Consider the following 21,554-nt stretch of genomic DNA (forward strand, 5'->3'; position numbering starts at 1 on the left):
ATGTGGGCAAAAAAGCGCAGTTTATAACTGCGCTTTTATTTTTTGTGCTGCTTCCGCGAGTTCCTCCTGACCAGGGCTCAGCTTGGGCAGGCTAAAGTTCATATCGCTCACCGAATTCATAGGAATAAGGTGAATATGTGCATGATGCACTTCGAGGCCAATGACTGCCATCCCTACTTTAATACATGGAAAGGCTTTTTTTACTCCTTCAGCAACAATCTTCGCAAATAAGGTAAGACCGAAATAACTCTCTTCGTCCATATCAAATATATAGTCGATTTCCTTTTTGGGGATAACAAGTACATGTCCCATGACCAGCGGATTGACGTCCAGAAAAGCAAGAAACTCAGTCGTTTCTGCGACTATATGTGCTGGAATTTCTCCGGCTACGATTTTGGAAAATACACTTGCCATAATCTATCTGCTGATTTCTAATATTTCAAACTCTATTTTACCTGCAGGCACTTCAATTTCAGTTTTATCACCTACAGACTTACCCAGCAAACCCTGGGCAATGGGAGATTTAACGGAGATCTTGCCCGTCTTTAAATCCGCTTCAGATTCTGCCACCAGCTGATAGCTCATGGTAGCACCGTTCTTCACATTTTTAATTTTAACAATCGATAATGCCAATACTTTCGAGGCATCCAATTTTGATTCATCAATAAGCCTTGCAGAAGCAAGTGTAGCATTCAACTTTGATATTTTTGCTTCATGCAAACCCTGCGCCTCTTTCGCTGCATCGTACTCTGCGTTCTCCGAAAGATCGCCTTTGTCCCGAGCTTCAGCAATGGCTTTCGAGATCAATTGTCTTCCGGTAGTCTTTAAGTAATGTACTTCTTCCTTTAGCTTATCTAATCCTTCCTGAGTGTAGTATGTTACTTCTGTCATAACTTTATTATTATTTCTAACTTCCTATAAAACCAAACAAGACTACATCGGCATAAAAACCTACATAGTCTTGCTTGAATTTTAACGAAGATAACTGGCAATTCTTATATAAACAAATCTTTTAATTTGAATTTATATAGAAAGACAGTAATTCTTTTATTTTTGGAAAAGAAACAATTAAATATTTATTTAGAAACCATACCGTGTAAGACCCCATCGCTGGATATGTACACGGTGCAGCTTCATAATCTTTAAAAACAATTACATGCTGATAAAAAACACTTTTGGCGTTATAGCTCTACTCTTACTCGCACATGCAGCTAACGCTCAGGATCTGTATATGCCTAGAAATGTTAAAAAGGCTTATGAAAATGGAACCCGCTCTTTAGATGGAAAACCCGGAAAACGATACTGGCAGAACAAAGGGAAGTATGACCTTTCCCTAACCGTTACCCCGAAGAACAAAACGGTTGAAGGTAAGGAGAAGATTGTGTACACCAACAATAGTCCCGATACCCTGAAACAGGTCACCATACGTTTTGTGAATAATGTCCATAAACCGGAAGCCCCAAGGGCAGGTTATACCAGTCCGGATTACCTGACCAAAGGATTGACGATAAGTTCATTCGCGATGAACGGACAGAAATATGATATAGATACCAGAAACTGGGGCACCGCTGAAGATGTGGAACTGAAAGAGGTGATCTTACCTGGTAAAAGTGCGGAGTTTGATATTGACTGGAGTTATCCCTTGTCGAAAGAAAGTGGCAGGGAAGGACAAATTGATAGTACAACCTATTTTATCGCTTATTCTTTTCCGAGGATCGCTGTTTACGACGATTATAATGGCTGGGATAAAATTCCACACACGGACAGGGTAGAATTCTACAACGATTTTAATGATTATACATTGGCGGTCAAAGCTCCTAAAAACTACGTGGTCTGGGCTACGGGCGATTTAAAAAATCCGGATGAGGTATTGCAACCCAAATACGCAGAACGCCTTAAACGTTCTTATACTTCCGATGAAGTGATTTCAATTGCCACAGCAGAGGAAATCCTGAAAGGGGAAGTCACCCGCCAGAATAAATGGAATACCTGGAAATTCAGCGCAAACCACATTACTGATGTGACCTTTTCTATGAGTAACCATTACAACTGGGATGCGGGAAGTGTCATTGTGGACAGTAAGACAAAAAGAAGGGCGAGTGTACAATCGAGCTATGACACTGAATCTAAAGATTTCGCACATACGGTCACCTGGGGAAAACAGGCGCTGGACTGGTTTTCGAATAACTGGCCGGGCGTACCCTATCCCTTTTCAAAGCTGACTGTAGTGCGGGGTTTTGCCGATATGGAATTCCCGATGATGGTCAATGATTCCAGTACACCCGATCTCGAGTTTACTCAATTCGTATTGAACCATGAAGTTGCCCATACCTATTTCCCTTTTTATATGGGAACCAATGAAACCCGGTATGCACACATGGATGAAGGCTGGGCAACCACGCTGGAATATTTAATCGGCCAGTCCCAACTGGGCAAAGAAAAAGCAGATGCCAATTATAAAGCGTTCAGGGTGGAACGCTGGATCAATGATCCATCCGCAGAAGAAGATCAACCGATTATCTCTATGTCCACACAACTTTCCGGTTCAGGTTATGGAAATAATGCTTACGTCAAACCTTCTCTGGCCTACTTGGGATTGAAGGATATGTTTGGAGATGAGGCTTTCAAAAAGTATTTGCTGGCCTATATGGACAGATGGAATGGTAAACACCCTATTCCATGGGATTTCTTCAATACCCTGAATGACGTATCCGGACAGGATTTAAACTGGTATTGGAACAATTGGTTTTTCAGCAATAATTACATCGACCTGGTGATTGATAAAGTAGCGATTAAAGGCTCTGGTTATACCCTGTCATTAAAAAATACAGGCGGTTTTGCGATTCCGTTTGATGTGAAGATCACCTATCTGGATGGCACTACAAAGGTGATGCACCAGACCCCGGCATTTTGGAAAGCCAACCAGAAAGCTGGAACGGTACAGTTTTCAGGAGGCAAGGGTATCGCTTCAATTGTGGTTGACGGAGGCATATTTATGGATGCGACCCCGGCAAATAACAGCTGGAAAAAATAGTTAATGCTTCAGGTATGACGGCTGTCTTACCAGGATCGGTATAGGATCGTATCACCAGGTTGCGAACTCTCTCTGGTGATACGATCCTTCCAGGTTTATAGGGTATCCAGCTTATCTGCCAGTACTTCTGATATTTTGCGGTAAGACTCAAAAGTCCAGCCCCCAACATGCGGAGTAAGAATAACCTTTTCCGATGTCCTCAATTCCTCGTACCAGTCCTGATTGCTCAGGTTAGGGAATTTTTCCGCTTCCAGCACATCAAGTCCTGCGCCCATAATTTTACCCGACTTAATTGCATCCAGAACGGCTTTTGTCTGCACCACTTCCCCTCTTGCCGTATTGATAAAAAAGATATTCTTTTTGAAGTGGAAGAAATACTCCCCGTCCACCATCTGCCTGGTTTCTGCTGTCAGTGGGATATGCAGGCTCAATACATCACTATGTTTCACAATCTCCTCCATACTTGCTTCCTGGGCATAGGCATCGGAAAAACCGGTTTTATATTTATCGTAGGCCAACACCCTGACACCAAACCCGGAAAGTTTCTCTGCAAAGCTGCTGCCCATAAATCCATAGCCAATAATGCCTACAGTTTTACCCTTTAGCTCCCAGCCACGGTTTCCTTCACGGTCCCATATCCCATGACGAACCTCAATATCTGCCTTACGGTGGTTATTGATCAGGGAAAGCAACATTCCGACAGCGTGTTCTCCAACGGCATCCCGGTTCCCTTCAGGTGCATTCATCATTTTGATGCCTTTACTGCTGGCATAACCTTCATCGATATTATCCAATCCGGCACCTGCCCTTGCAATAAACTTCAACTGGGCTGCGACATCCATCAATTCCTTATCGATCCTGAATTTTGTACGTACAGCAATGCCAACATATCCTGAAATAATTGCAAGGGTTTCTTCCCTGGTGATTTTTGGCAGGTCGTCTACCTCATATCCTGCTGCAATTGCCCGCTCTTTGAAAACAGGATGCAGGTCATCAATAATTAAAATTTTACCTTTCATTTGTGTAAGTTCATCTACAGGCCGCTGTTTGATAGCGGCCAATATACTGCGTTTCGTTTTTAACCTGTAGCTATACGGCAGCCAATGCCGTTACGTGTTGGGTAAGCATGATAAAATCATCTACACTCAACTGTTCGGCACGTTTTTCAAAAAAAATATGGTCATCCATCTTATCTTTAGGAAGCACACCCGACAAAGCATTTCTCAGTGTCTTTCTGCGCTGGTTGAATCCTGCCTTTACGACTCTCCAGAATAGCTTTTCGTCACATGGCAGCGTCTCCACCGTATTTCTGCTCAGGCGGATGACCCCGGAATTTACTTTCGGAGGAGGATTAAACGTCCCCGGTTTCACCGTAAACAGGTAACTGATATCGTAATAGGCCTGAATCAGCACACTTAAAATCCCATAATCCTTCGTACCCGATTTGGAGGCACAGCGTTCCGCTACTTCTTTCTGGAACATCCCTACCATTTCCACGACCTGGCTTCGGTGTTCCAATACCTTAAAAAGAATCTGGGAAGATATATTATAAGGGAAATTGCCAATAATGGCAAACTTTCCTGGAAAGACTGCCGTTAAATCCATCTTCAGGAAATCCCCATTAATCAGCCTGTTGCCCATCTGGGGGTATTTCTCGTTCAAAAAATGATAAGATTCCACATCAATATCGATCATATGTGTCTCCAGATCCTCTCTCTCCAGCAGGATATCCGACAAAATCCCCATTCCCGGCCCTACTTCCAGTACCTGGCGGTATTGATCTGTATGGGTAAGACCATCTACAATTTTAGCAGCAATCTTTTTATCGGTCAAAAAATGTTGCCCCAAATGTTTTTTCGCCTTCACCAAACTCATATGCTTATTTTTATTAGTATCAAAAATCCTGCTTTACCAATGGTAACACAGTCTACCTTTACATTACCCTTTGGTAATGCGAGGTAATGTTTGCAAAATAACTAAAGTTTTACGAGTAACAGGTAAACACACTAAATTTAACCCCCTGTAAGCATCCGATTCCTACCGGTTTTTTCAAAGATTCTTTCCTGCGTCTGCAGTCTTCGTTCAGGCTGAGTGTAGAATGAGTTGTGCAAGTAGTGCACAAACGGTGTACAAGCTAGCACTAAGGCTGCCTGGCAGCATAGGCACCGACCTCATCCCAATAAAATCAATCACATTCCGATGAAATTCTGTATTTTGCAGCCAAATTTTAACCTGAATATGAGTAATAAAATAAAAATAGGTATCAGTATAGGTGATGTCAATGGAATCGGACTGGAGGTTATCCTTAAAACATTAGCTGAGGTCAGAATTCTTGACTATTGTACACCTATCGTTTATGGACATACTAAAGTAGCATCGTACCATAGAAAAGCACTAGGTATCAGCGATTTCAGCTTTAATGTCATCACTGAACCTTCAGCAGCCAATCCTAAAAAGGCAAATATGATCAACTGCTGGGAAGAAGATGTGAAGATTGAATTGGGCACTGCCAATGAGACTGGCGGAAAATATGCATTGCTTTCGCTGGAAAGGGCGACCAATGACTTGGTTAAGGGTGAAATTGATGCCCTGGTTACTGCGCCGATCAACAAACACAACATCCAGTCGGACACCTTCAAATTCCCTGGACATACAGAATACCTGCAGGAACGCAGTGGAAGCAACGACGTATTAATGTTCCTGCTGAGTGAAGACCTTCGCGTAGGTGTAGTGACGGGGCATATCCCTATTTCCGAAGTCGCACAAAGTGTGACCAAGGAAAAAATTGTCAAGAAACTACAGCTGATCAATGACAGCCTGAAAAAAGACTTCTGGATAGAGAAACCAAAAATTGCTGTACTGGGATTAAATCCGCATGCGGGCGACAATGGTTTGCTGGGGAAAGAAGAGCAAGACATCATCATTCCCGCTATACAGGAAGCATTTGATAAGGGGATCATCTGCTTTGGCCCTTATCCGGCAGATGGATTCTTTGGCAAAGGCAGCTATAAGCAATTTGATGCAGTGCTGGCCATGTACCACGACCAGGGTCTGGTTCCTTTCAAGGCATTGGCTTTCGGGACCGGAGTAAACTATACCGCAGGTATGAAATATGTGCGTACCTCTCCTGATCATGGTACCGGGTATGACATCGCGGGAAAGAATGTAGCCGATCCATCCTCCTTCATCGAGGCCGTGTTTGCTGCAGTGCATATTGTGACACACCGCCGTGAGCAGGCAGATTTGCTAAGCAACCAGCTCAGAACCGGAGGTAAAATTATAGAAACCGCTGCGGATGTGAAAGATGATGCAAATTAATATTTGAATTAGATTTCAGAAATGTAAAATTAATTCATACATTTGCGGGCTAAAATTTTGTTACAATTGAAACCGTTAAAACAGTATTCTATTCCGTTTACAGGCTTAAAAATTGGCAAGCATCAATTTGATTTTGAGATTGATAACGGCTTTTTTGATGCATTCGAGTACTCTTTGGTAAAAAAGGGTGAGCTCAAAGCAGCAATAGAATTGGACAAGCAGGAGACAATGCTAATTTTACAAATCCACATTGCTGGAACCATAGAATTGGAATGTGACAAGTGTTTATCCAACTTTAATGCTCCGGTTGACATTAAAGAAAGGCAGATTGTAAAATTTGCTGAGGATGATTTACAGAGTGATGATTTAGAAATCATTATGCTGAATAAAAAAGAAAGTGAACTGGATATTTCTGAGATTCTTTATGAATTGATCAATGTATCCGTACCCTACATAAAAATTTGTTCACAGAACGGCGTTAATGCCCAATGTGACGAAGAGATGATCGCCAGGCTGGAAAGTTTGTCGGGTGACGCTCAACACGAACAAGAAAACAATACAAGCGACCCACGCTGGGAAGCGTTAAAAAAATTAAAATAATAATTAAATAAATCAGCAATGGCACATCCAAAACGCAAGATCTCTAAAAGTAGAAGAGATAAAAGAAGAACACACTATAAAGCGGTAGCTCCTTCTTTAGCTACTTGTCAAACTACTGGTGCAATCCACATTCCTCACCACGCATATAACGTTGAGGGTAATCTATACTACAACGGTAAATTAGTTATTGAAAACACCTCAATAGGGTAATTTCCTGAGAAATTGTTTGTGTTTTCAATCTGTTTAAGACTAACTTAGGAGCTTGAAAAAAAAGGCAATTAATGCTTTATTCACAAACTGATTTTTTACTATGAAAATAGGTCTCGATATAATGGGCGGAGACTATGCTCCCAAAGCCAACGTTTTGGGAGCAATAGCTGCTCATGAATTACTTTTACCAAATGAACATTTGGTACTTATTGGCGATACGCAGCAAATTAAACCTTTAATTGCTGAACAGGGATTTAATCCCGATCACTTCGAATATGTACATACCGAAGAAGTTATTGGTATGGGCGAACATCCCACAAGAGCCATTTCCCAAAAACCAAATTCCAGTATTTCAGTAGGGTTTTCCATGCTTAAAAAAGGCGAAATTGATGCCTTTGTAGGTGCAGGAAATTCTGGTGCAATGATGGTTGGTGCAGTATTTAGTGTAAAAACAGTCCCTGGTATTATCAGGCCTTGTTTATGCACGATTGTACCCAAACTAAGTGGTGGGCGGGGATTAATGCTTGATGTGGGTGCCAATGCAGACTGCAAACCTGATACCCTCTTACAGTTCGGTATTGTGGGTAGCCTGTATGCAGAAAATGTGATGCAGATTGACAACCCGAAAGTAGGGCTGATCAATATTGGTGAAGAGGATGAAAAGGGGAACATGCTGAGTCTTGCTACTTTCCCATTGATGAAAGAAACGAATTTTTTCAACTTTATTGGTAATATTGAAGGACGCGATTTATTCAATGATAAAGCAGATGTGATCGTTTGTGATGGTTTCACAGGGAACATTATGCTGAAGCTCGCTGAATCGTTTTATGTCATGACCATCAAAAAAGGGTTGAAAGATGAATTCTTTGACAGGTTCAATTATGAAAATTATGGCGGAAGTCCGGTGCTGGGTGTGAATGCCCCAGTCATTATCGGTCACGGTATATCTACCCCTACTGCCGTAAAAAACATGGTTTTTCAGGCAAGAGATATGATTAATACCGGTCTTGTACAGAAGATACAAGCTGCTTTTAAATAAATTTACATCAAATGAATAAAATTCACGCTGCTATTACTGCGGTTCAAGGTTATGTTCCCGAATATGTACTTTCTAATAAAGAATTAGAAACAATTGTTGACACTACGGATGAATGGATTACCTCCCGAACGGGTATTAAAGAGCGAAGAATATTAAAAGGTGAAGGTCTTGGCACCTCCGATATGGCAGTTCATGCAGTCACCGGACTGCTGGAAAAACGTGGGATCACTGCTGAAGAAATCGATCTGATTATCTTTTGTACCACCACGCCAGATATGCCTTTCCCTGCGTCTGCAAATATCCTGGCCGATAAGATCGGTGCTAAAAATGCATGGGGCTTTGACCTGAATGCGGCATGCTCAGGTTTCATTTTCGGACTTTCTACAGCTACACAATTTATTGAATCCGGTAAGCACAAGAAAATAGTGGTAGTAGGAGGAGATAAAATGTCTTCTATTATTGACTATACTGACCGTACGACCTGTATCATTTTTGGCGATGGTTGTGGTGCCGTGTTACTGGAACCCAATGAGGAAGGTAACGGAATAATTGATACCGTACTAAAATCAGATGGCTCCGGAAGACAATTCCTGCACCAGAAAGCTGGTGGGTCAGCGCGACCTGCATCTCATGAGACTGTGGACAACAGAGAACATTTTGTTTATCAGGAAGGAAAATCTGTATTTAAATTTGCCGTAACCAATATGGCTGATGTAGCTGCAGAGATCATGGAAAGAAATTCACTCACCTCTGAGGATGTGACCTGGCTCGTTCCCCACCAGGCCAACAAAAGAATAATTGATGCGACGTCATCAAGAATGGGTGTTGGCGCTGAAAAAGTAATGGTGAACATTGAGCGTTATGGCAACACGACCAACGGCACTATTCCCCTTTGTCTGTGGGAATGGGAATCAAAATTAAAAAAAGGAGATAACATCATTCTTGCCGCTTTTGGCGGTGGTTTTACCTGGGGTTCCGTTTACCTTAAATGGGCCTACTAATTTTATATAATAAAATCCTAACTTAGCATTTGCTATAGGACAACAATCTTTTCAACAAAAAACCAAAAAATGGATATAAAGCAAATTCAGGAACTTATTAAATTTGTTTCTCGTTCGGGCGTAAATGAAGTTGCAATTGAACAAAAGGACTTCAAAATTACTATCAAAACTAACCAGGCCCCTACAGTGATCACAACAACGGTACCTGCAGTTGCAGCACCGCAGGTGTTACCCGCAGCTCAGGCGGCTCAGGCTGTTGCCACAACAGTGGAAAGTGCTGCTCCAGCAGTTGCTGATGACAGCTCAAAATATATTACCATTAAATCTCCAATGATTGGTACGTTCTACCGCTCATCCAGCCCTGACAAAGCATCATTTGTAAATGTTGGCGATGAAGTGAGCGCAGGTAAAGTGATCTGTATCATTGAAGCAATGAAGTTATTCAACGAAATTGAAAGTGAAGTTTCTGGAAGAATAGTTAAAGTACTGGTGGAAAATTCTTCTCCGGTAGAGTACGACCAACCATTATTTTTAGTAGAACCTATGTAATATTTGCTTCTGGCAAATTTATCATCTTATCAATTATATGTTTAAAAAAATATTAATTGCCAACAGGGGCGAAATTGCGTTGAGAATTATCCGCACCTGTAAAGAAATGGGCATTAAAACTGTCGCTGTTTACTCTACTGCAGACCGGGAAAGTTTACACGTACGTTTTGCTGATGAGGCTGTCTGTATTGGTCCCCCACCAAGTAAGGACTCTTATCTGAGTATCCCCAATATTATATCTGCTGCGGAATTAACCAATGCAGATGCAATTCATCCGGGCTACGGCTTCCTTTCTGAAAATGCAAAATTCTCCTCTGTATGCAGGGATTACGGAATTAAATTTATCGGTGCCACTCCAGAGCAAATTAACTCTATGGGTGATAAGGCTTCAGCTAAAGAAACCATGAAACTGGCCGGAGTACCTACTATTCCTGGTTCTGAAGGTTTATTGGACAGCGTTAAGGAAGGGATAAAAATTGCCAATGACATGGGTTATCCTGTAATCCTTAAAGCTACTGCCGGTGGTGGTGGCCGTGGAATGCGTGTGGTATGGAAAGATGAAGATTTTGAAAATGCATGGGACAGCGCTAGACAGGAATCCGGTGCCGCTTTTGGCAATGACGGTCTGTACCTTGAAAAATATATTGAAGATCCACGCCATATTGAAATCCAGATTATTGGTGACCAGTATGGTAAGGCCTGCCACTTATCAGAACGTGACTGCTCTATTCAGCGTCGTCACCAGAAGTTAGTGGAAGAAGCCCCTTCTCCTTTCATGACTCCGGAACTGAGGGAAAGAATGGGTGAAGCAGCCATTAAAGGTGCTGTAGCTGTAGCCTATGAAGGTGCCGGAACAATTGAGTTCCTGGTGGATAAACACCGTAATTTTTACTTCATGGAGATGAATACCCGTATTCAGGTAGAGCATCCCGTAACGGAAGAAGTTATCAATTATGACCTGATCAAAGAACAGATTAAAGTAGCCTCAGGTGTCCCTATTTCAGGAAATAACCACCTTCCGAATATGCATGCCATTGAGTGCAGGATCAATGCTGAAGACCCCTATAACAACTTCAGACCTTGTCCTGGAAAAATCACTAATTTCCACTCTCCGGGCGGACATGGTGTACGTGTAGATACACATGTATATGCTGGTTACCAGATCCCTTCAAATTATGATTCCATGATCGCTAAGTTGATTTGTGTAGCACAAACACGCGAAGAAGCCATCAGTACCATGGAACGTGCCCTAAGTGAGTTTGTGATTGAAGGAATAAAAACCACCATTCCTTTTCACCTGAAACTGATGAAGGATCCGAACTTCCGGGCCGGAAATTTTACTACTAAATTCATGGAAACTTTCGTTTTCTCTGAATAGAGAAAAATCTAATTCCTATATTTAAAAATGAATACCATTCTCATAAAATAGAATGGTATTTTTGTTTACAAATACTATTCATGAGCGATAATAAAACAAAGGACCTTATAGGTGCCATAAAGAGCAAAGGAAAGACACTGGAATCTGAAATGTCTTTCTTCGACCATATTGACGTGTTAAGAAAGCACCTGTTGCGCTCATTGCTGGTTATTGTCTTACTCACCGGTGCTGCCTTCTGGTTTTATGAGTTTATTTTCGATAAGGTAGTGATGGGGCCAATGAGCGGTGATTTCTGGACCTACCGTATGATGTGTAAACTTGCCCAACACTTTCCTTCCCTCGGATCTGACTTCTGCATCACAGAAATAAAAGGCAAAATTATCAACACAGAGATGGCCGGCCAGTTTACACTCCAGATCAATTCGTGTATCATGACGGGGATCGTCTTCGGTGTACCTTACCTCCTTTTTGAGTTATGGTTATTCATTAAACCGGCACTGCATGACAAGGAAAAGAAATCAGCACGCGGCTTTGTGTTTTTTGCGTCCCTGCTTTTTCTCATTGGAATCCTCTTTGGTTATTTTATCATCTGTCCACTTTCCATTAACTTCCTGACCAACTATTCGGTAAGCTCCAGGATTGAGAATACTTTTACGATAGATTCTTATTTATCCTCAGTAGCTACACTGACGATAGGAACCGGAATTATTTTTGAACTCCCTGTGCTGATTTATATCCTGTCTATGTTCGGGATTATGACCCCGGCTTTTATGCGGGCAAGCCGCCGTTATGCAGTCGTAATTATATTGATCATTTCAGCTGTCGTAACACCAACACCAGATATGATGACCATGCTCGTGGTTGCCTTCCCATTATTTATTCTTTATGAGTTGAGCATATTTATATCGGCAAGCATCGAAAGAAAGAAAAACAAAGAATTGTATGGAACCAAATAATATAAAAATTGCTCTCGGCGCTGACCATGCCGGATTTACTTACAAAGAGATGCTCAGGTTATTCCTTTCAGCGTATGAGCTGAAAGATTTCGGGGCTTATTCTGCAGATTCAGTAGATTATCCTGATTTTGCCCACCCGGTGGCGGAAGCCGTAGAAAGCGGTGAATGTACTTTCGGCATCCTGGTTTGCGGAAGTGGCAATGGTATCGCCATCGCAGCCAATAAACACCAGCAAATCAGGGCAGCCATCTGCTGGGAAACTGAACTTGCAGCCTTGTCAAGGTTACACAATAACGCCAATATCATTTGTATTCCCGCCAGATTCGTTACGGAAGAACTGGCAAAAGAAATGGTGATGACATTTCTGAATACAGTGTTTGAGGGCGGAAGACATGAGACCAGGGTAAATAAGATTTCCTGCTAGGATTAAAAAAACAATTTTACAGACCTAAACCATTAAAGCCTAACTAAATAATGAATAAACACTTTCTAAGTACCAGCTTAGCCTTAATGCTCTTTTGCAGTGCAGTCGCACAAAACAAAAATGCCATTACCTACAGCAAACCGATCAATAAGGACAATGCCTACAAACATTTGTCTATCCTTGCATCTGATGAATATGAAGGCAGGGAAACCGGTAAAAAAGGTGCCTGGATGGCTGCCGATTATATCAAAAAACAATTTGCCGGATTAGGCCTAAAAGGCCCTGTGGATGGCGATTATTTCCAGTCCATCGGAATGGTGAGTTATAACCTTACCCAAACGGTTTTCACGATAGAGGGACAAGCCAAAGAAAACCTGAAGGATTTTGTTATTCCTGCAGCCAATGTTACGCTTGCAGGTTTTACTTTTAATGCCAATGAAGTAGTTTTTGCGGGATACGGATTAAACAAGGATAACTATAATGATTTTGCAGGGATTGATGTAGCCGGAAAAGTAGTGTTGATTTTCGCTGCCGGAGACCCAACAGTTCCTGCAGGAACACCCGTTCCAACAGACAGGGCATCCAGAAGAAAAGCAATCCTGATGCAAATGGAAAAGGTGAAATACCTTGCTGACCATCAGGCGCTGGCAGTGATCCAGATCGACCCCACACTAGACACGATCACAGCAGATAGAAAGGCCATGTACAGCGGAACAGGTGAGCCCATGCTGAAAACTGCGGAAAGTGTGGCGAAAATGGAAAGACAAAAATCCTTCCCTTCCATCCTGATCAATACGGCAACAGCCAATGAACTGCTTAAAGGTGCAGGAACTACTGTAGCGGCGCTGCAAAAGAAAATTACCACTGCTGTTCAACCCGCTTCACAGCTGATCAAAGTAACCGTATCTGCGAGCGCTAAAAAAAATGAGGAAAAAGTAAGGGCAGAGAATGTACTTGGATTTTTAGAGGGAGCTGATCCCAAACTGAAAAATGAAATCCTGGTTGTTACCGGACATTATGACCATATTGGACTGACCAATTCAGGTACGGATAAAGTAAACAATGGGGCTGATGATGACGGTTCAGGTACTACTGGTGTGTTGATGCTTGCCGAGGCTTTTGCAAAAGCTAAAAAAGCCGGGCACGGACCAAAACGCAGTATCCTGTTCATGACTGTCGTTGGGGAAGAAAAGGGTCTTTTGGGCTCAGAATGGTATTCTGAACATCCAGTTTTTCCATTGGAAAAAACGATTACAAACCTAAATATCGATATGATTGGCCGCGTAGATGAAGCACATGCACAAGACCCGAATTATATCTATATCATCGGTTCCGATATGTTGAGTTCTGACCTGAATGCAACCGGGATCAAAGCCAATAAGGATTATGTCAATATGAACCTGGATATGAAATACAATAACCGGACAGATCCTAACCAGTTTTATTACCGTTCCGACCATTATAATTTCGCCAAACATGGAATTCCTGTGATCTTCTATTTCAGTGGTGTCCATGAAGATTACCACCAGCCCGGAGATGAAGTCAGTAAGATTCGTTTCGACCTGCTGACAGAACGTTCAAAGCTGGTTTATTTCACCGCATGGGAGCTGGCAAACGGCCTGAAGCGTCCAAGGGTAGATAAAAATGAAGACGGTACTCCGAAAAATTAAAATCTTAAAAAAATAATACAAAAACCTGCCACAACCGGCAGGTTTTTTTGTTTAGCTATAACATTATCTTTATTTATATTTGAACATGACTAAGATTGCGGAGGATTTTTTGGTAAAGGCGGATGAGAAGGCATTTGATCTGAATCATCGGAACACGATTAACCATAACATTGGGAAATACAATGTTGCGGTTGAACGGGGTTTAACGAAATTTGAGAATTTGGAGAACTCCAAGAAAAAAGCCCATGTCATTAAGTGGCGGGTTATGGAGAATCTTGATAAATACCTGCCGGAGTTTGAAGCCAATTTCCAGAAAAGAGGCGGCAAGGTCATCTGGGCAAATGATGCGGAAGAAGCACAACAGGAAATATTGAATATCATTCAGAAAAGTGGTGGAAAGACGGTGATCAAATCGAAGTCTATGACCACGGAAGAGATCCATATCAATTCTTTCCTGGAGCAATATGGCATTACTTCCCTGGAAAGTGATCTTGGAGAATATATTGTGCAGCTGCTTGGCCAGAAACCCTACCACATTGTTACGCCAGCTATGCACCTCTCCAAAGAAGAAATCGCAAAGTTGTTTCACGAGAAATTCGGAACCCCAATAGATTATACCCCTGAACAACTCACCCAAAAAGCAAGGGAATTGCTGAGGGAAAAATACCTGACCGCCGATATTGGCATTACCGGAGGTAATTTCCTGATTGCCGATACCGGCAGTATTGCGCTGACAGAAAATGAGGGAAATGCCCGTCTGAGCACCACTTTCCCAAAGATACATATTGCTATTGTAGGCATTGAGAAGATCATCCCTTCTATGGCAGATCTTGACCTTTTCTGGCCCTTGTTATCCAGTCATGGTACCGGCCAGAATTTAACGGTATACAATACGATACTCAGTGGCCCCCGCCAGCCCAATGAAACCGACGGTCCGGAGGAAATGTATGTCATCCTGCTGGACAATGGCCGTACCAACCTGCTGGCACAAAAAGACCAGCGCCAGGGTCTTTACTGTATCCGCTGTGGTGCCTGTCTGAATGCCTGCCCTATCTATAAAAATATTGGGGGACATACCTATGCAACGACCTACAGTGGCCCCATTGGGTCTATCATTACCCCGCACTTAAAGGGAATGAAAGACTTTAAGCACCTGAGTTATGCTTCCAGTCTCTGTGGCAAATGTTCGGAAGTCTGTCCCGTAAAAATAGATATCCATAAGATGCTGCTGCTGAACAGAAGGGATGCCGCAGCCCAGCATGAAAACACCACGACAGAAGAACTGGGCTGGAAAGCCTGGAATACCGGAATGGCCAAAAGATCGCGCATGGATATGGTTGGCGGAAAGATCAAAAATTTCTTTCTGAAGCTATTCTTCAAAAAAATGTGGGGTAAATACCGTAATATGCCTGAAGTAGCACCGAAGTCATTTTCGAAGTTATGGCAGGAAAAAAATAAGAATAAACCAACTAGCTAGCCAGATATGCAATTCAACCGCCAGGATAAAGATGATGCCACATTATTGATGTTGTACAAAAAACTTCTTTATCCAAGAATGGTGGAAGAAAAAATGCTGATCCTCCTGCGCCAGGGGAGAATAGGAAAATGGTTTTCAGGTATTGGCCAGGAAGCTATTGCCGTAGGGGCAGCCCTGGCCATGCAGGCCTCAGAATATATCCTTCCCATGCACAGGAACCTGGGTGTTTTCACCACGCGTAATATTCCATTGCGACGGCTGATGGCACAGTGGCAGGGAAAGATCAGCGGATTTACCAAAGGAAGGGACCGCTCTTTCCACTTCGGTACCCAGGAGTTTAAGATTATTGGCATGATCTCCCATCTGGGGCCTCAGATGGCATTGGCAGATGGCATTGCACTGGCAGACCTGATTGCCGGACGTGCACAGGCTACACTGGTATTTACCGGTGAGGGAGCGACCAGTGAGGGCGATTTCCATGAGGCCATTAATGTGGCATCGGTATGGAACCTGCCTGTGATCTTTCTGATAGAAAACAATGGATACGGGCTTTCTACCCCTGTAAACGAACAGTTCAACTGTACACAACTGACAGATAAGGCTATAGGTTATGGAATTGAAGGCTACCGTATCGACGGCAATAATATCCTGGAGGTGATGGATACCTTTAACAAAATTGCCGGTGAAATGAGAATTTCGCCTAAACCGGTACTCGTTGAATGCATGACCTTCAGAATGAGAGGCCACGAAGAAGCATCAGGTACCAAGTATGTACCCGCCCATTTATTTGAAGAATGGAAATCCAGGGATCCAGTAACAGCCTTTGAGAGTTTCCTGCTTTCGGAGGGAATCCTCAATCCGGACCTCATCCAAACCATCAGGCATAACTTCAAAACAGAAATAGACACTGAAATTGAACTGGCTTTCGGTGATGCGGAACCCCCTGCTTCTGAAGAACAGGAATTGTCAGATATGTATTTTCCCTTTCTTCAGGTACCTTCCCCTCCACAGGGAGGGACTAAGGAAATGCGCTATATTGATGCGATAAGTGACGGACTAAGAACCGGTATGGAGCGCTACCCGGAGCTGCTGATTATGGGGCAGGATATTGCTGAATATGGAGGTGCTTTCAAGATCACTGCAGGATTTGCAGAAGAATTCGGCAAGCAAAGAGTGCGTAATACGCCCATATGTGAATCTGCAATTGTAGGTGCCGCACTTGGGCTTTCGATTAATGGCTGCAAGGCAATTGTAGAAATGCAATTTGCTGATTTCGTAACCTGCGGTTTTAACCAGATTGTGAATAACCTGGCAAAAACACATTACCGCTGGGGAGAAAAAGCAGATGTCGTTATCCGTATGCCTACCGGGGCAGGTTCCGGCGCCGGGCCTTTTCACTCCCAAAGCAATGAGGCCTGGTTTACCAAAACCCCGGGCCTAAAAATAGTGTATCCGGCCTTTCCAAGGGAAGCCAAAGGATTACTGCTCGCAGCCATTGAAGATCCGAACCCTGTGCTCTATTTTGAGCACAAGAATTTATACAGGAGTTTAAGCGGGCAGGTTCCTGAAGGTTACTTTACCACAGAAATAGGAAAAGCAAACACCTTAAAAAAGGGGACACAGCTGAGCATCATTACTTATGGACTGGGGGTACACTGGGTATTGGCCTACCTGGAAGAACATCCTGGACTATCACTTACCCTGGTAGATTTATGTAGTCTGCAACCATGGGACAAGGCCGCCGTTCAGGCAGCTGTAAAAACTACAGGACGTGTAATTGTTTTACATGAAGATACCCTGAGCAGTGGTTTTGGTGCAGAAATAGCCGCATGGATAGGAGAACACTGCTTCCATGACCTGGATGCCCCTGTAATGCGCTGTGCCAGCCTGGATACCGCCATTCCGATGAGTAAGCCGCTGGAAGAACTCTTCCTGGCTAAAAGCAGGCTGCACACCTGCATTACAAAGATGCTTGCCTACTGACCTGATCCACCTTCAACAGGTTATTTCCCGGCATACAGGTCTATAGTCCCGCCATCAGGTGCCAGGATTCCTTTACTACGCATTGGCACGATAATAGATCGTTACAGGATGATTGCTATTTACAGAAACACCATGAAGATCAATATCCTGTCATTCGCCCTGCTTTGCCTGCTACTTTTTCAGGGCTGTAATTCTAAACCCAAACACCCTCAGGCCGGCATGGCCAGTGGAGAAGGGGCAACTGGCATGAATGACAAGTCCATTCTTTCTTATAGTGCTTCCATTGACAGGAATATCAACCATTTCAATAAACAATACAGTCTGATTTATACTTCCGGCGACCTTTCCATGTATGCTGAAAAGTACAGCGGGCATAGCGATGGAATGTTGTATAAAACTTTTTCTGCCAATGGTACGCTCACAGAAACGGTGAAAAGTTTTTATTTTAAAAATGACAGCCTGATTCTGGTCAAGGAGCACACGCAGCTTTCCAAGCCCGAAGGGCAGGTACAGAAAGATACGCGAACCTATCTGCGTAACAATATCGCTTTCAAAATGGAAAGCCGCACAGCCTCTTCTCCTGAAGCCATACGTACATTGCCCTACCTGCTGATACAGCCGGCAGACCAGGAATATGCTACAGAGAATTATCCGGAACAAATCAGCATGCTGGAGAATGCGATAAAGGGGACTGATAAATTCGAAATGATATTCCAGAACGTCAGTACTTACCCTGATGCCAGTTATATCCTGCTGAAAGGGAAAAACGCAGCCAATTATACGGCCAGTATACGGGTTAAGGATAAAGACGCCTTTATTGACAGCCTACTCCATACGCCCTCCATTTTTAAAGAAGAAAAGCTCAGGCTGAAATGGAAAATAGCAGATAAAGAAGCTGTTTATGTTCCTGTGGCGGATACTGTCACCTCTGCCAGGGGGCTGAACAGGTAAACATTTCCATTGTCCAGACACACGCAGCGGAATCTTTTCCGCAGCTGCTCCCCTTTTTTGAATTTTCTGCCATCCTTAATCGTAAATACAGTATTGTGCGGCAGCTCTTCAAGACGGGAATGGCCCATTGCCATATCATACTTTTTAAGTGCCCTGGATAATTTAAGATCTGTGCAGCTGGAGGCGGAAGGATTGGTCAGGTAAGCCGTAATCGCCTGGTGTACATCTGCAGGGAAAATATCCTCCTCCAGAAAAGGAACCATCATCCTTTTAAAATTATGCTTCCATTCCTCACCATGGGGCTTTACGCAGTTTTTATGATCATTCCAGGTCAGCAAATGGGCAAACTCATGTACGGTGGTGACCAGGAATGCGTATTCATTCAGGTTATTATTAACAGAAATCTTGTGTCCCAGGCCCCGGAAAGGGTGACGGTAATCGCCTTGCTTGGTAGCCCTGCTCTTGGATATCTTAAATTCACACTGAAAGTAGTCAATCCATTTAGCAATCACCGGCGCGGCCGAAGGAGGCATGTACTGTGCTAAAACATTGACTTTTTCCACAGCACTAAGTTAATTAATTTACTTCAAAAGCTGGTAAGCAATTAAACTTGCCACATAAGCCAGTAAAGTCATGTACACCAATTGGATCACAGGCCATTTCCATGACTTTGTTTCCCTGTAAACAATGGCTACGGTACTCATACATTGCATGGCAAAAGCATAGAATAACATCAGCGAGAAACCTGTGGCAAACGTAAAGATGGGCAGTCCCGTGGTGGCATCTGTTGCTACCCTCATTTTATCCCTCAGGGTGCTTTCCTCTTCATCACCGCTGTCCACACTATAAATGGTTGCCATCGTGCCTACAAAAGCTTCGCGTGCAGCAAAAGAGGTAATTAAAGCGATTCCAATCTTCCAATCGAACCCCAATGGCCTGATGACAGGCTCCAGCGTTTGCCCAAGGATACCTGCATAGGAATTTTCCAGCTTTTCAGCGGCTTTATCACGTTCCAGTGTACTGATCTGTACACTGTCCTTCTGCAGTTCAATCTGGGCATACTTATTTTCTATCTTCTCAAAACGTGCAGATGGCCCGTAGGAAGCCAATACCCATAAAACAATGGAAATAGCGATGATCACCTTACCTGCTTCCAGGACGAAGGTCCTGGACTTTTCGTACATCGTATACAGCACATTGGTCCACCTTGGCATTCTGTACACAGGCAATTCCATGATGAAGTAAGATTTCTCTTTGGATTTGATGATCAGTTTCATCACAAAAGCAACAATCACTGCAGCAAGGATACTGATCAGGTACATCCCCATTAAGGTCAATGCCTGCAGGCTGATAAACCCCCAGACATTTCGTTCCGGGATGATCAAAGAGATCAGCAGGGTATACACGGGCAGCCTTGCAGAGCAACTTACCAATGGGGAAACCATAATCGTAATGATCCTGTCTTTCCAGTTTTCAATGGTACGCGCACTCATAATTGATGGCACCGCACAGGCAATACTTCCGATCATTGGTACAACAGAACGGCCGCTGAGTCCAACTTTCCTCATGATCTTATCCATCATAAAGGTCACCCTGGCCATATAACCGGTATCTTCCAGAATAGAAATGAAAGCAAACAGAATCGCAATCTGCGGAATAAAAATGACGATCCCCCCCAGTCCGGCAACAATACCATCCAGAAAAAGATCTGTTAAAATCCCGGCGGGCAAGTGTTCATGCCCATACGACGTTAACCAGGCAAATGACCCTTCAATCAAATCCATCGGATATGAAGACCAGGAGAATATGGCATTAAATACAAAAAACAGGATGAGCAGGAAAATAAGAAATCCTGAGAAACGGTTGGTCAGGATGGCATCGATACGGTCGCTCATCGCAAACTTCTTCAGTGCCCCTGTATCTTCAATTACCCCTGTCAGGATGGTACTTAAATACCGGTAACGTGCAATGGTTTCAGCAGCCTGCAATTTAGACGATTCGAAATGATGTGTCCTTTCAATCTCTTCAAACCGCTCGTATTGTTCTTTTGTATATTTCTCTATATGCTCATGCTGGTGCAGGAGCTGAAGTGCGAAATAATCATTTTCAGTACCGATCATGGCTTTCACCTCGCCGATGGCTTCAGATGCGAGGATATTCATATCCGCACCTTTTACCTGGGTGGCAATAGGAGTCGTATTGGCAATCGCTTCCCTGAGTTCTTTCAATCCGGTGTTACTTCTCGCAGAAATGGCGACAACCTGTACCCCAAGACGTTCAGAAAGCTTATCAATATTGATATTGATCCCTTCTTTCACCGCCATGTCGGTCATGTTCAGGGCAAGGATCACGGGGATGTTTAAATCGGCAACCTGGGTATAAAGTAATAAATTCCTCCGCAGGTTAGTCGCATCGGCAACAATGACAACCAGATCAGGGTGACTTACATTTTGCTGATCTGCCAGCACCTGGAATACGATACTTTCATCCTTGCTTTTGGGATATAAACTGTAGGTACCGGGAAGGTCTATGATTTCAGCTTCCTTACCTGTGGAGAGTTTGCAATAACCCAGTTTCTTATCAACGGTAATACCAGGAAAGTTACCAATCTTCTGATTTAAACCGGTAAGCAAGTTAAATAGGGTTGATTTTCCTGTATTGGGATTACCAACCAGTGCAATTTTAATATCGGCCGCCAAATTATTTAGGATATGATAATAACAGAAGCTTCGTTTTTACGCAGGCAGAGTTGATATCCTGCTACACGGATAGCCATAGGATCACCCAGAGGGGCGAAACGTTCCACTTCCACTTCTTCCCCAGGCAAGCATCCCATCTCCATTAATTTTACAGACATTTCTAGATCTGTAAAAGCTACAATAGTGCCACGTTCTCCTGGATTTAACTGTGAAAGTTTCATCTGTTTTTATGCTGTTTAATGAATTGAATTTGGCCGGCAATTTA

General features: G+C 43.1%; 21 protein-coding genes. 14 read left to right on the plus strand and 7 right to left on the minus strand.

The genetic code is table 11. The features are described 5' to 3' along the window. Positions 1-21 precede the first annotated feature (21 nt). Both ACSBL2_RS23995 and greA read right to left on the minus strand, forming a co-directional pair. Positions 22-414, minus strand: a complete 393-nt coding sequence (locus ACSBL2_RS23995) for an HIT family protein (RefSeq protein ID WP_442589082.1) — start codon at positions 412-414, stop codon at positions 22-24. Between the two features lie 3 nt (positions 415-417). Continuing rightward, positions 418-891, minus strand: a complete 474-nt coding sequence (gene greA / locus ACSBL2_RS24000) for a transcription elongation factor GreA (RefSeq protein WP_442589083.1) — start codon at positions 889-891, stop codon at positions 418-420. Positions 892-1,156: 265 nt separating this feature from the next. On the opposite strand from greA, the gene ACSBL2_RS24005 reads away from it, so the two are divergent. Further along, entirely contained in the window at positions 1,157-3,034 is a 1,878-nt protein-coding gene (locus tag ACSBL2_RS24005; RefSeq protein WP_442589084.1) for a M1 family metallopeptidase, read from the plus strand. A gap of 95 nt (positions 3,035-3,129) precedes the next feature. On the opposite strand, the gene ACSBL2_RS24010 is transcribed toward ACSBL2_RS24005, so the two are convergent. Next, positions 3,130-4,053, minus strand: coding sequence for a 2-hydroxyacid dehydrogenase (locus tag ACSBL2_RS24010; RefSeq protein ID WP_442592253.1), 924 nt, complete (start codon positions 4,051-4,053; stop codon positions 3,130-3,132). A 70-nt stretch (positions 4,054-4,123) separates the two neighbouring features. Beyond that, positions 4,124-4,909 (minus strand): 16S rRNA (adenine(1518)-N(6)/adenine(1519)-N(6))-dimethyltransferase RsmA, encoded by a 786-nt coding sequence (gene rsmA / locus ACSBL2_RS24015; RefSeq protein WP_442589085.1) that lies wholly within the window; start codon positions 4,907-4,909, stop codon positions 4,124-4,126. Positions 4,910-5,272: 363 nt separating this feature from the next. Here rsmA and pdxA point away from each other — a divergent pair, with 363 nt between their 5' ends. The 13 genes from pdxA to ACSBL2_RS24080 all read left to right on the plus strand — a co-directional run bounded on the left by pdxA (position 5,273) and on the right by ACSBL2_RS24080 (position 18,590). Continuing rightward, entirely contained in the window at positions 5,273-6,352 is a 1,080-nt protein-coding gene (gene pdxA, locus ACSBL2_RS24020) for a 4-hydroxythreonine-4-phosphate dehydrogenase PdxA (RefSeq protein ID WP_442589086.1), read from the plus strand. A 66-nt stretch (positions 6,353-6,418) separates the two neighbouring features. Continuing rightward, a complete protein-coding gene (locus tag ACSBL2_RS24025) occupies positions 6,419-6,952 on the plus strand; it encodes a YceD family protein (RefSeq protein ID WP_442589087.1) in 534 nt (177 codons plus the stop codon). Between the two features lie 18 nt (positions 6,953-6,970). Beyond that, entirely contained in the window at positions 6,971-7,162 is a 192-nt protein-coding gene (gene rpmF, locus ACSBL2_RS24030; RefSeq protein WP_442589088.1) for a 50S ribosomal protein L32, read from the plus strand. 100 nt (positions 7,163-7,262) lie between these two features. Then, complete coding sequence (plsX, locus tag ACSBL2_RS24035; RefSeq protein WP_442589089.1) at positions 7,263-8,201, plus strand: phosphate acyltransferase PlsX; 939 nt, start codon at positions 7,263-7,265, stop codon at positions 8,199-8,201. Between the two features lie 11 nt (positions 8,202-8,212). Beyond that, the gene (locus ACSBL2_RS24040; RefSeq protein WP_442589090.1) at positions 8,213-9,202 is read left to right on the plus strand and encodes a beta-ketoacyl-ACP synthase III; all 990 of its coding nucleotides are present in this window, start codon (positions 8,213-8,215) and stop codon (positions 9,200-9,202) included. 69 nt (positions 9,203-9,271) lie between these two features. Then, a complete protein-coding gene (accB, locus tag ACSBL2_RS24045) occupies positions 9,272-9,751 on the plus strand; it encodes an acetyl-CoA carboxylase biotin carboxyl carrier protein (protein ID WP_442589091.1) in 480 nt (159 codons plus the stop codon). A 37-nt stretch (positions 9,752-9,788) separates the two neighbouring features. Further along, positions 9,789-11,129 carry an acetyl-CoA carboxylase biotin carboxylase subunit gene (accC, locus tag ACSBL2_RS24050; RefSeq protein WP_442589092.1) on the plus strand — a complete coding sequence of 447 codons (1,341 nt, stop codon included), beginning with the start codon at positions 9,789-9,791 and terminating at the stop codon, positions 11,127-11,129. 80 nt (positions 11,130-11,209) lie between these two features. Further along, positions 11,210-12,085 carry a twin-arginine translocase subunit TatC gene (gene tatC / locus ACSBL2_RS24055; RefSeq protein ID WP_442589093.1) on the plus strand — a complete coding sequence of 292 codons (876 nt, stop codon included), beginning with the start codon at positions 11,210-11,212 and terminating at the stop codon, positions 12,083-12,085. Further along, positions 12,072-12,509 (plus strand): ribose 5-phosphate isomerase B, encoded by a 438-nt coding sequence (rpiB, locus tag ACSBL2_RS24060; protein WP_442589094.1) that lies wholly within the window; start codon positions 12,072-12,074, stop codon positions 12,507-12,509. Before tatC ends, rpiB begins: the two co-directional genes overlap by 14 nt. A gap of 50 nt (positions 12,510-12,559) precedes the next feature. Continuing rightward, entirely contained in the window at positions 12,560-14,179 is a 1,620-nt protein-coding gene (locus tag ACSBL2_RS24065) for a M28 family peptidase (RefSeq protein WP_442589095.1), read from the plus strand. Between the two features lie 85 nt (positions 14,180-14,264). Further along, a complete protein-coding gene (locus ACSBL2_RS24070; protein ID WP_442589096.1) occupies positions 14,265-15,656 on the plus strand; it encodes a LutB/LldF family L-lactate oxidation iron-sulfur protein in 1,392 nt (463 codons plus the stop codon). A gap of 6 nt (positions 15,657-15,662) precedes the next feature. Next, positions 15,663-17,639, plus strand: a complete 1,977-nt coding sequence (locus ACSBL2_RS24075; RefSeq protein WP_442589097.1) for an alpha-ketoacid dehydrogenase subunit alpha/beta — start codon at positions 15,663-15,665, stop codon at positions 17,637-17,639. Positions 17,640-17,771: 132 nt separating this feature from the next. After that, positions 17,772-18,590, plus strand: a complete 819-nt coding sequence (locus ACSBL2_RS24080; protein WP_442589098.1) for a hypothetical protein — start codon at positions 17,772-17,774, stop codon at positions 18,588-18,590. On the opposite strand, the gene ACSBL2_RS24085 is transcribed toward ACSBL2_RS24080, so the two are convergent. Genes ACSBL2_RS24085 through ACSBL2_RS24095 form a run of 3 tightly spaced genes read right to left on the minus strand, consistent with a single transcriptional unit; the run spans position 18,539 to position 21,510 of the window. Further along, complete coding sequence (locus tag ACSBL2_RS24085; protein WP_442589099.1) at positions 18,539-19,153, minus strand: sprT domain-containing protein; 615 nt, start codon at positions 19,151-19,153, stop codon at positions 18,539-18,541. The two genes, ACSBL2_RS24080 and ACSBL2_RS24085, sit on opposite strands and share 52 nt — an antisense overlap. A gap of 18 nt (positions 19,154-19,171) precedes the next feature. After that, positions 19,172-21,289 (minus strand): ferrous iron transport protein B, encoded by a 2,118-nt coding sequence (feoB, locus tag ACSBL2_RS24090; protein WP_442589100.1) that lies wholly within the window; start codon positions 21,287-21,289, stop codon positions 19,172-19,174. Between the two features lie 5 nt (positions 21,290-21,294). Further along, a complete protein-coding gene (locus ACSBL2_RS24095) occupies positions 21,295-21,510 on the minus strand; it encodes a FeoA family protein (RefSeq protein ID WP_442589101.1) in 216 nt (71 codons plus the stop codon). Positions 21,511-21,554: the final 44 nt, after the last annotated feature.

This window comes from Pedobacter sp. AW31-3R, from assembly GCF_052180285.1.
GTDB lineage: Bacteria > Bacteroidota > Bacteroidia > Sphingobacteriales > Sphingobacteriaceae > Pedobacter.

Excerpts from the sequence above, each read along its gene's own strand:
- ACSBL2_RS23995 (WP_442589082.1), bottom strand. The coding sequence starts at position 414 with ATGGCAAGTGTATTTTCCAAAATCGTAGCCGGAGAAATTCCAGCACAT.
- greA (WP_442589083.1), bottom strand. The coding sequence starts at position 891 with ATGACAGAAGTAACATACTACACTCAGGAAGGATTAGATAAGCTAAAG.
- ACSBL2_RS24005 (WP_442589084.1), top strand. The coding sequence starts at position 1,157 with ATGCTGATAAAAAACACTTTTGGCGTTATAGCTCTACTCTTACTCGCA.
- ACSBL2_RS24010 (WP_442592253.1), bottom strand. The coding sequence starts at position 4,053 with ATGAAAGGTAAAATTTTAATTATTGATGACCTGCATCCTGTTTTCAAA.
- rsmA (WP_442589085.1), bottom strand. The coding sequence starts at position 4,909 with ATGAGTTTGGTGAAGGCGAAAAAACATTTGGGGCAACATTTTTTGACC.
- pdxA (WP_442589086.1), top strand. The coding sequence starts at position 5,273 with ATGAGTAATAAAATAAAAATAGGTATCAGTATAGGTGATGTCAATGGA.
- rpmF (WP_442589088.1), top strand. The coding sequence starts at position 6,971 with ATGGCACATCCAAAACGCAAGATCTCTAAAAGTAGAAGAGATAAAAGA.
- plsX (WP_442589089.1), top strand. The coding sequence starts at position 7,263 with ATGAAAATAGGTCTCGATATAATGGGCGGAGACTATGCTCCCAAAGCC.
- ACSBL2_RS24040 (WP_442589090.1), top strand. The coding sequence starts at position 8,213 with ATGAATAAAATTCACGCTGCTATTACTGCGGTTCAAGGTTATGTTCCC.
- accB (WP_442589091.1), top strand. The coding sequence starts at position 9,272 with ATGGATATAAAGCAAATTCAGGAACTTATTAAATTTGTTTCTCGTTCG.
- accC (WP_442589092.1), top strand. The coding sequence starts at position 9,789 with ATGTTTAAAAAAATATTAATTGCCAACAGGGGCGAAATTGCGTTGAGA.
- tatC (WP_442589093.1), top strand. The coding sequence starts at position 11,210 with ATGAGCGATAATAAAACAAAGGACCTTATAGGTGCCATAAAGAGCAAA.
- rpiB (WP_442589094.1), top strand. The coding sequence starts at position 12,072 with ATGGAACCAAATAATATAAAAATTGCTCTCGGCGCTGACCATGCCGGA.
- ACSBL2_RS24065 (WP_442589095.1), top strand. The coding sequence starts at position 12,560 with ATGAATAAACACTTTCTAAGTACCAGCTTAGCCTTAATGCTCTTTTGC.
- ACSBL2_RS24070 (WP_442589096.1), top strand. The coding sequence starts at position 14,265 with ATGACTAAGATTGCGGAGGATTTTTTGGTAAAGGCGGATGAGAAGGCA.
- ACSBL2_RS24075 (WP_442589097.1), top strand. The coding sequence starts at position 15,663 with ATGCAATTCAACCGCCAGGATAAAGATGATGCCACATTATTGATGTTG.
- ACSBL2_RS24080 (WP_442589098.1), top strand. The coding sequence starts at position 17,772 with ATGAAGATCAATATCCTGTCATTCGCCCTGCTTTGCCTGCTACTTTTT.
- ACSBL2_RS24095 (WP_442589101.1), bottom strand. The coding sequence starts at position 21,510 with ATGAAACTTTCACAGTTAAATCCAGGAGAACGTGGCACTATTGTAGCT.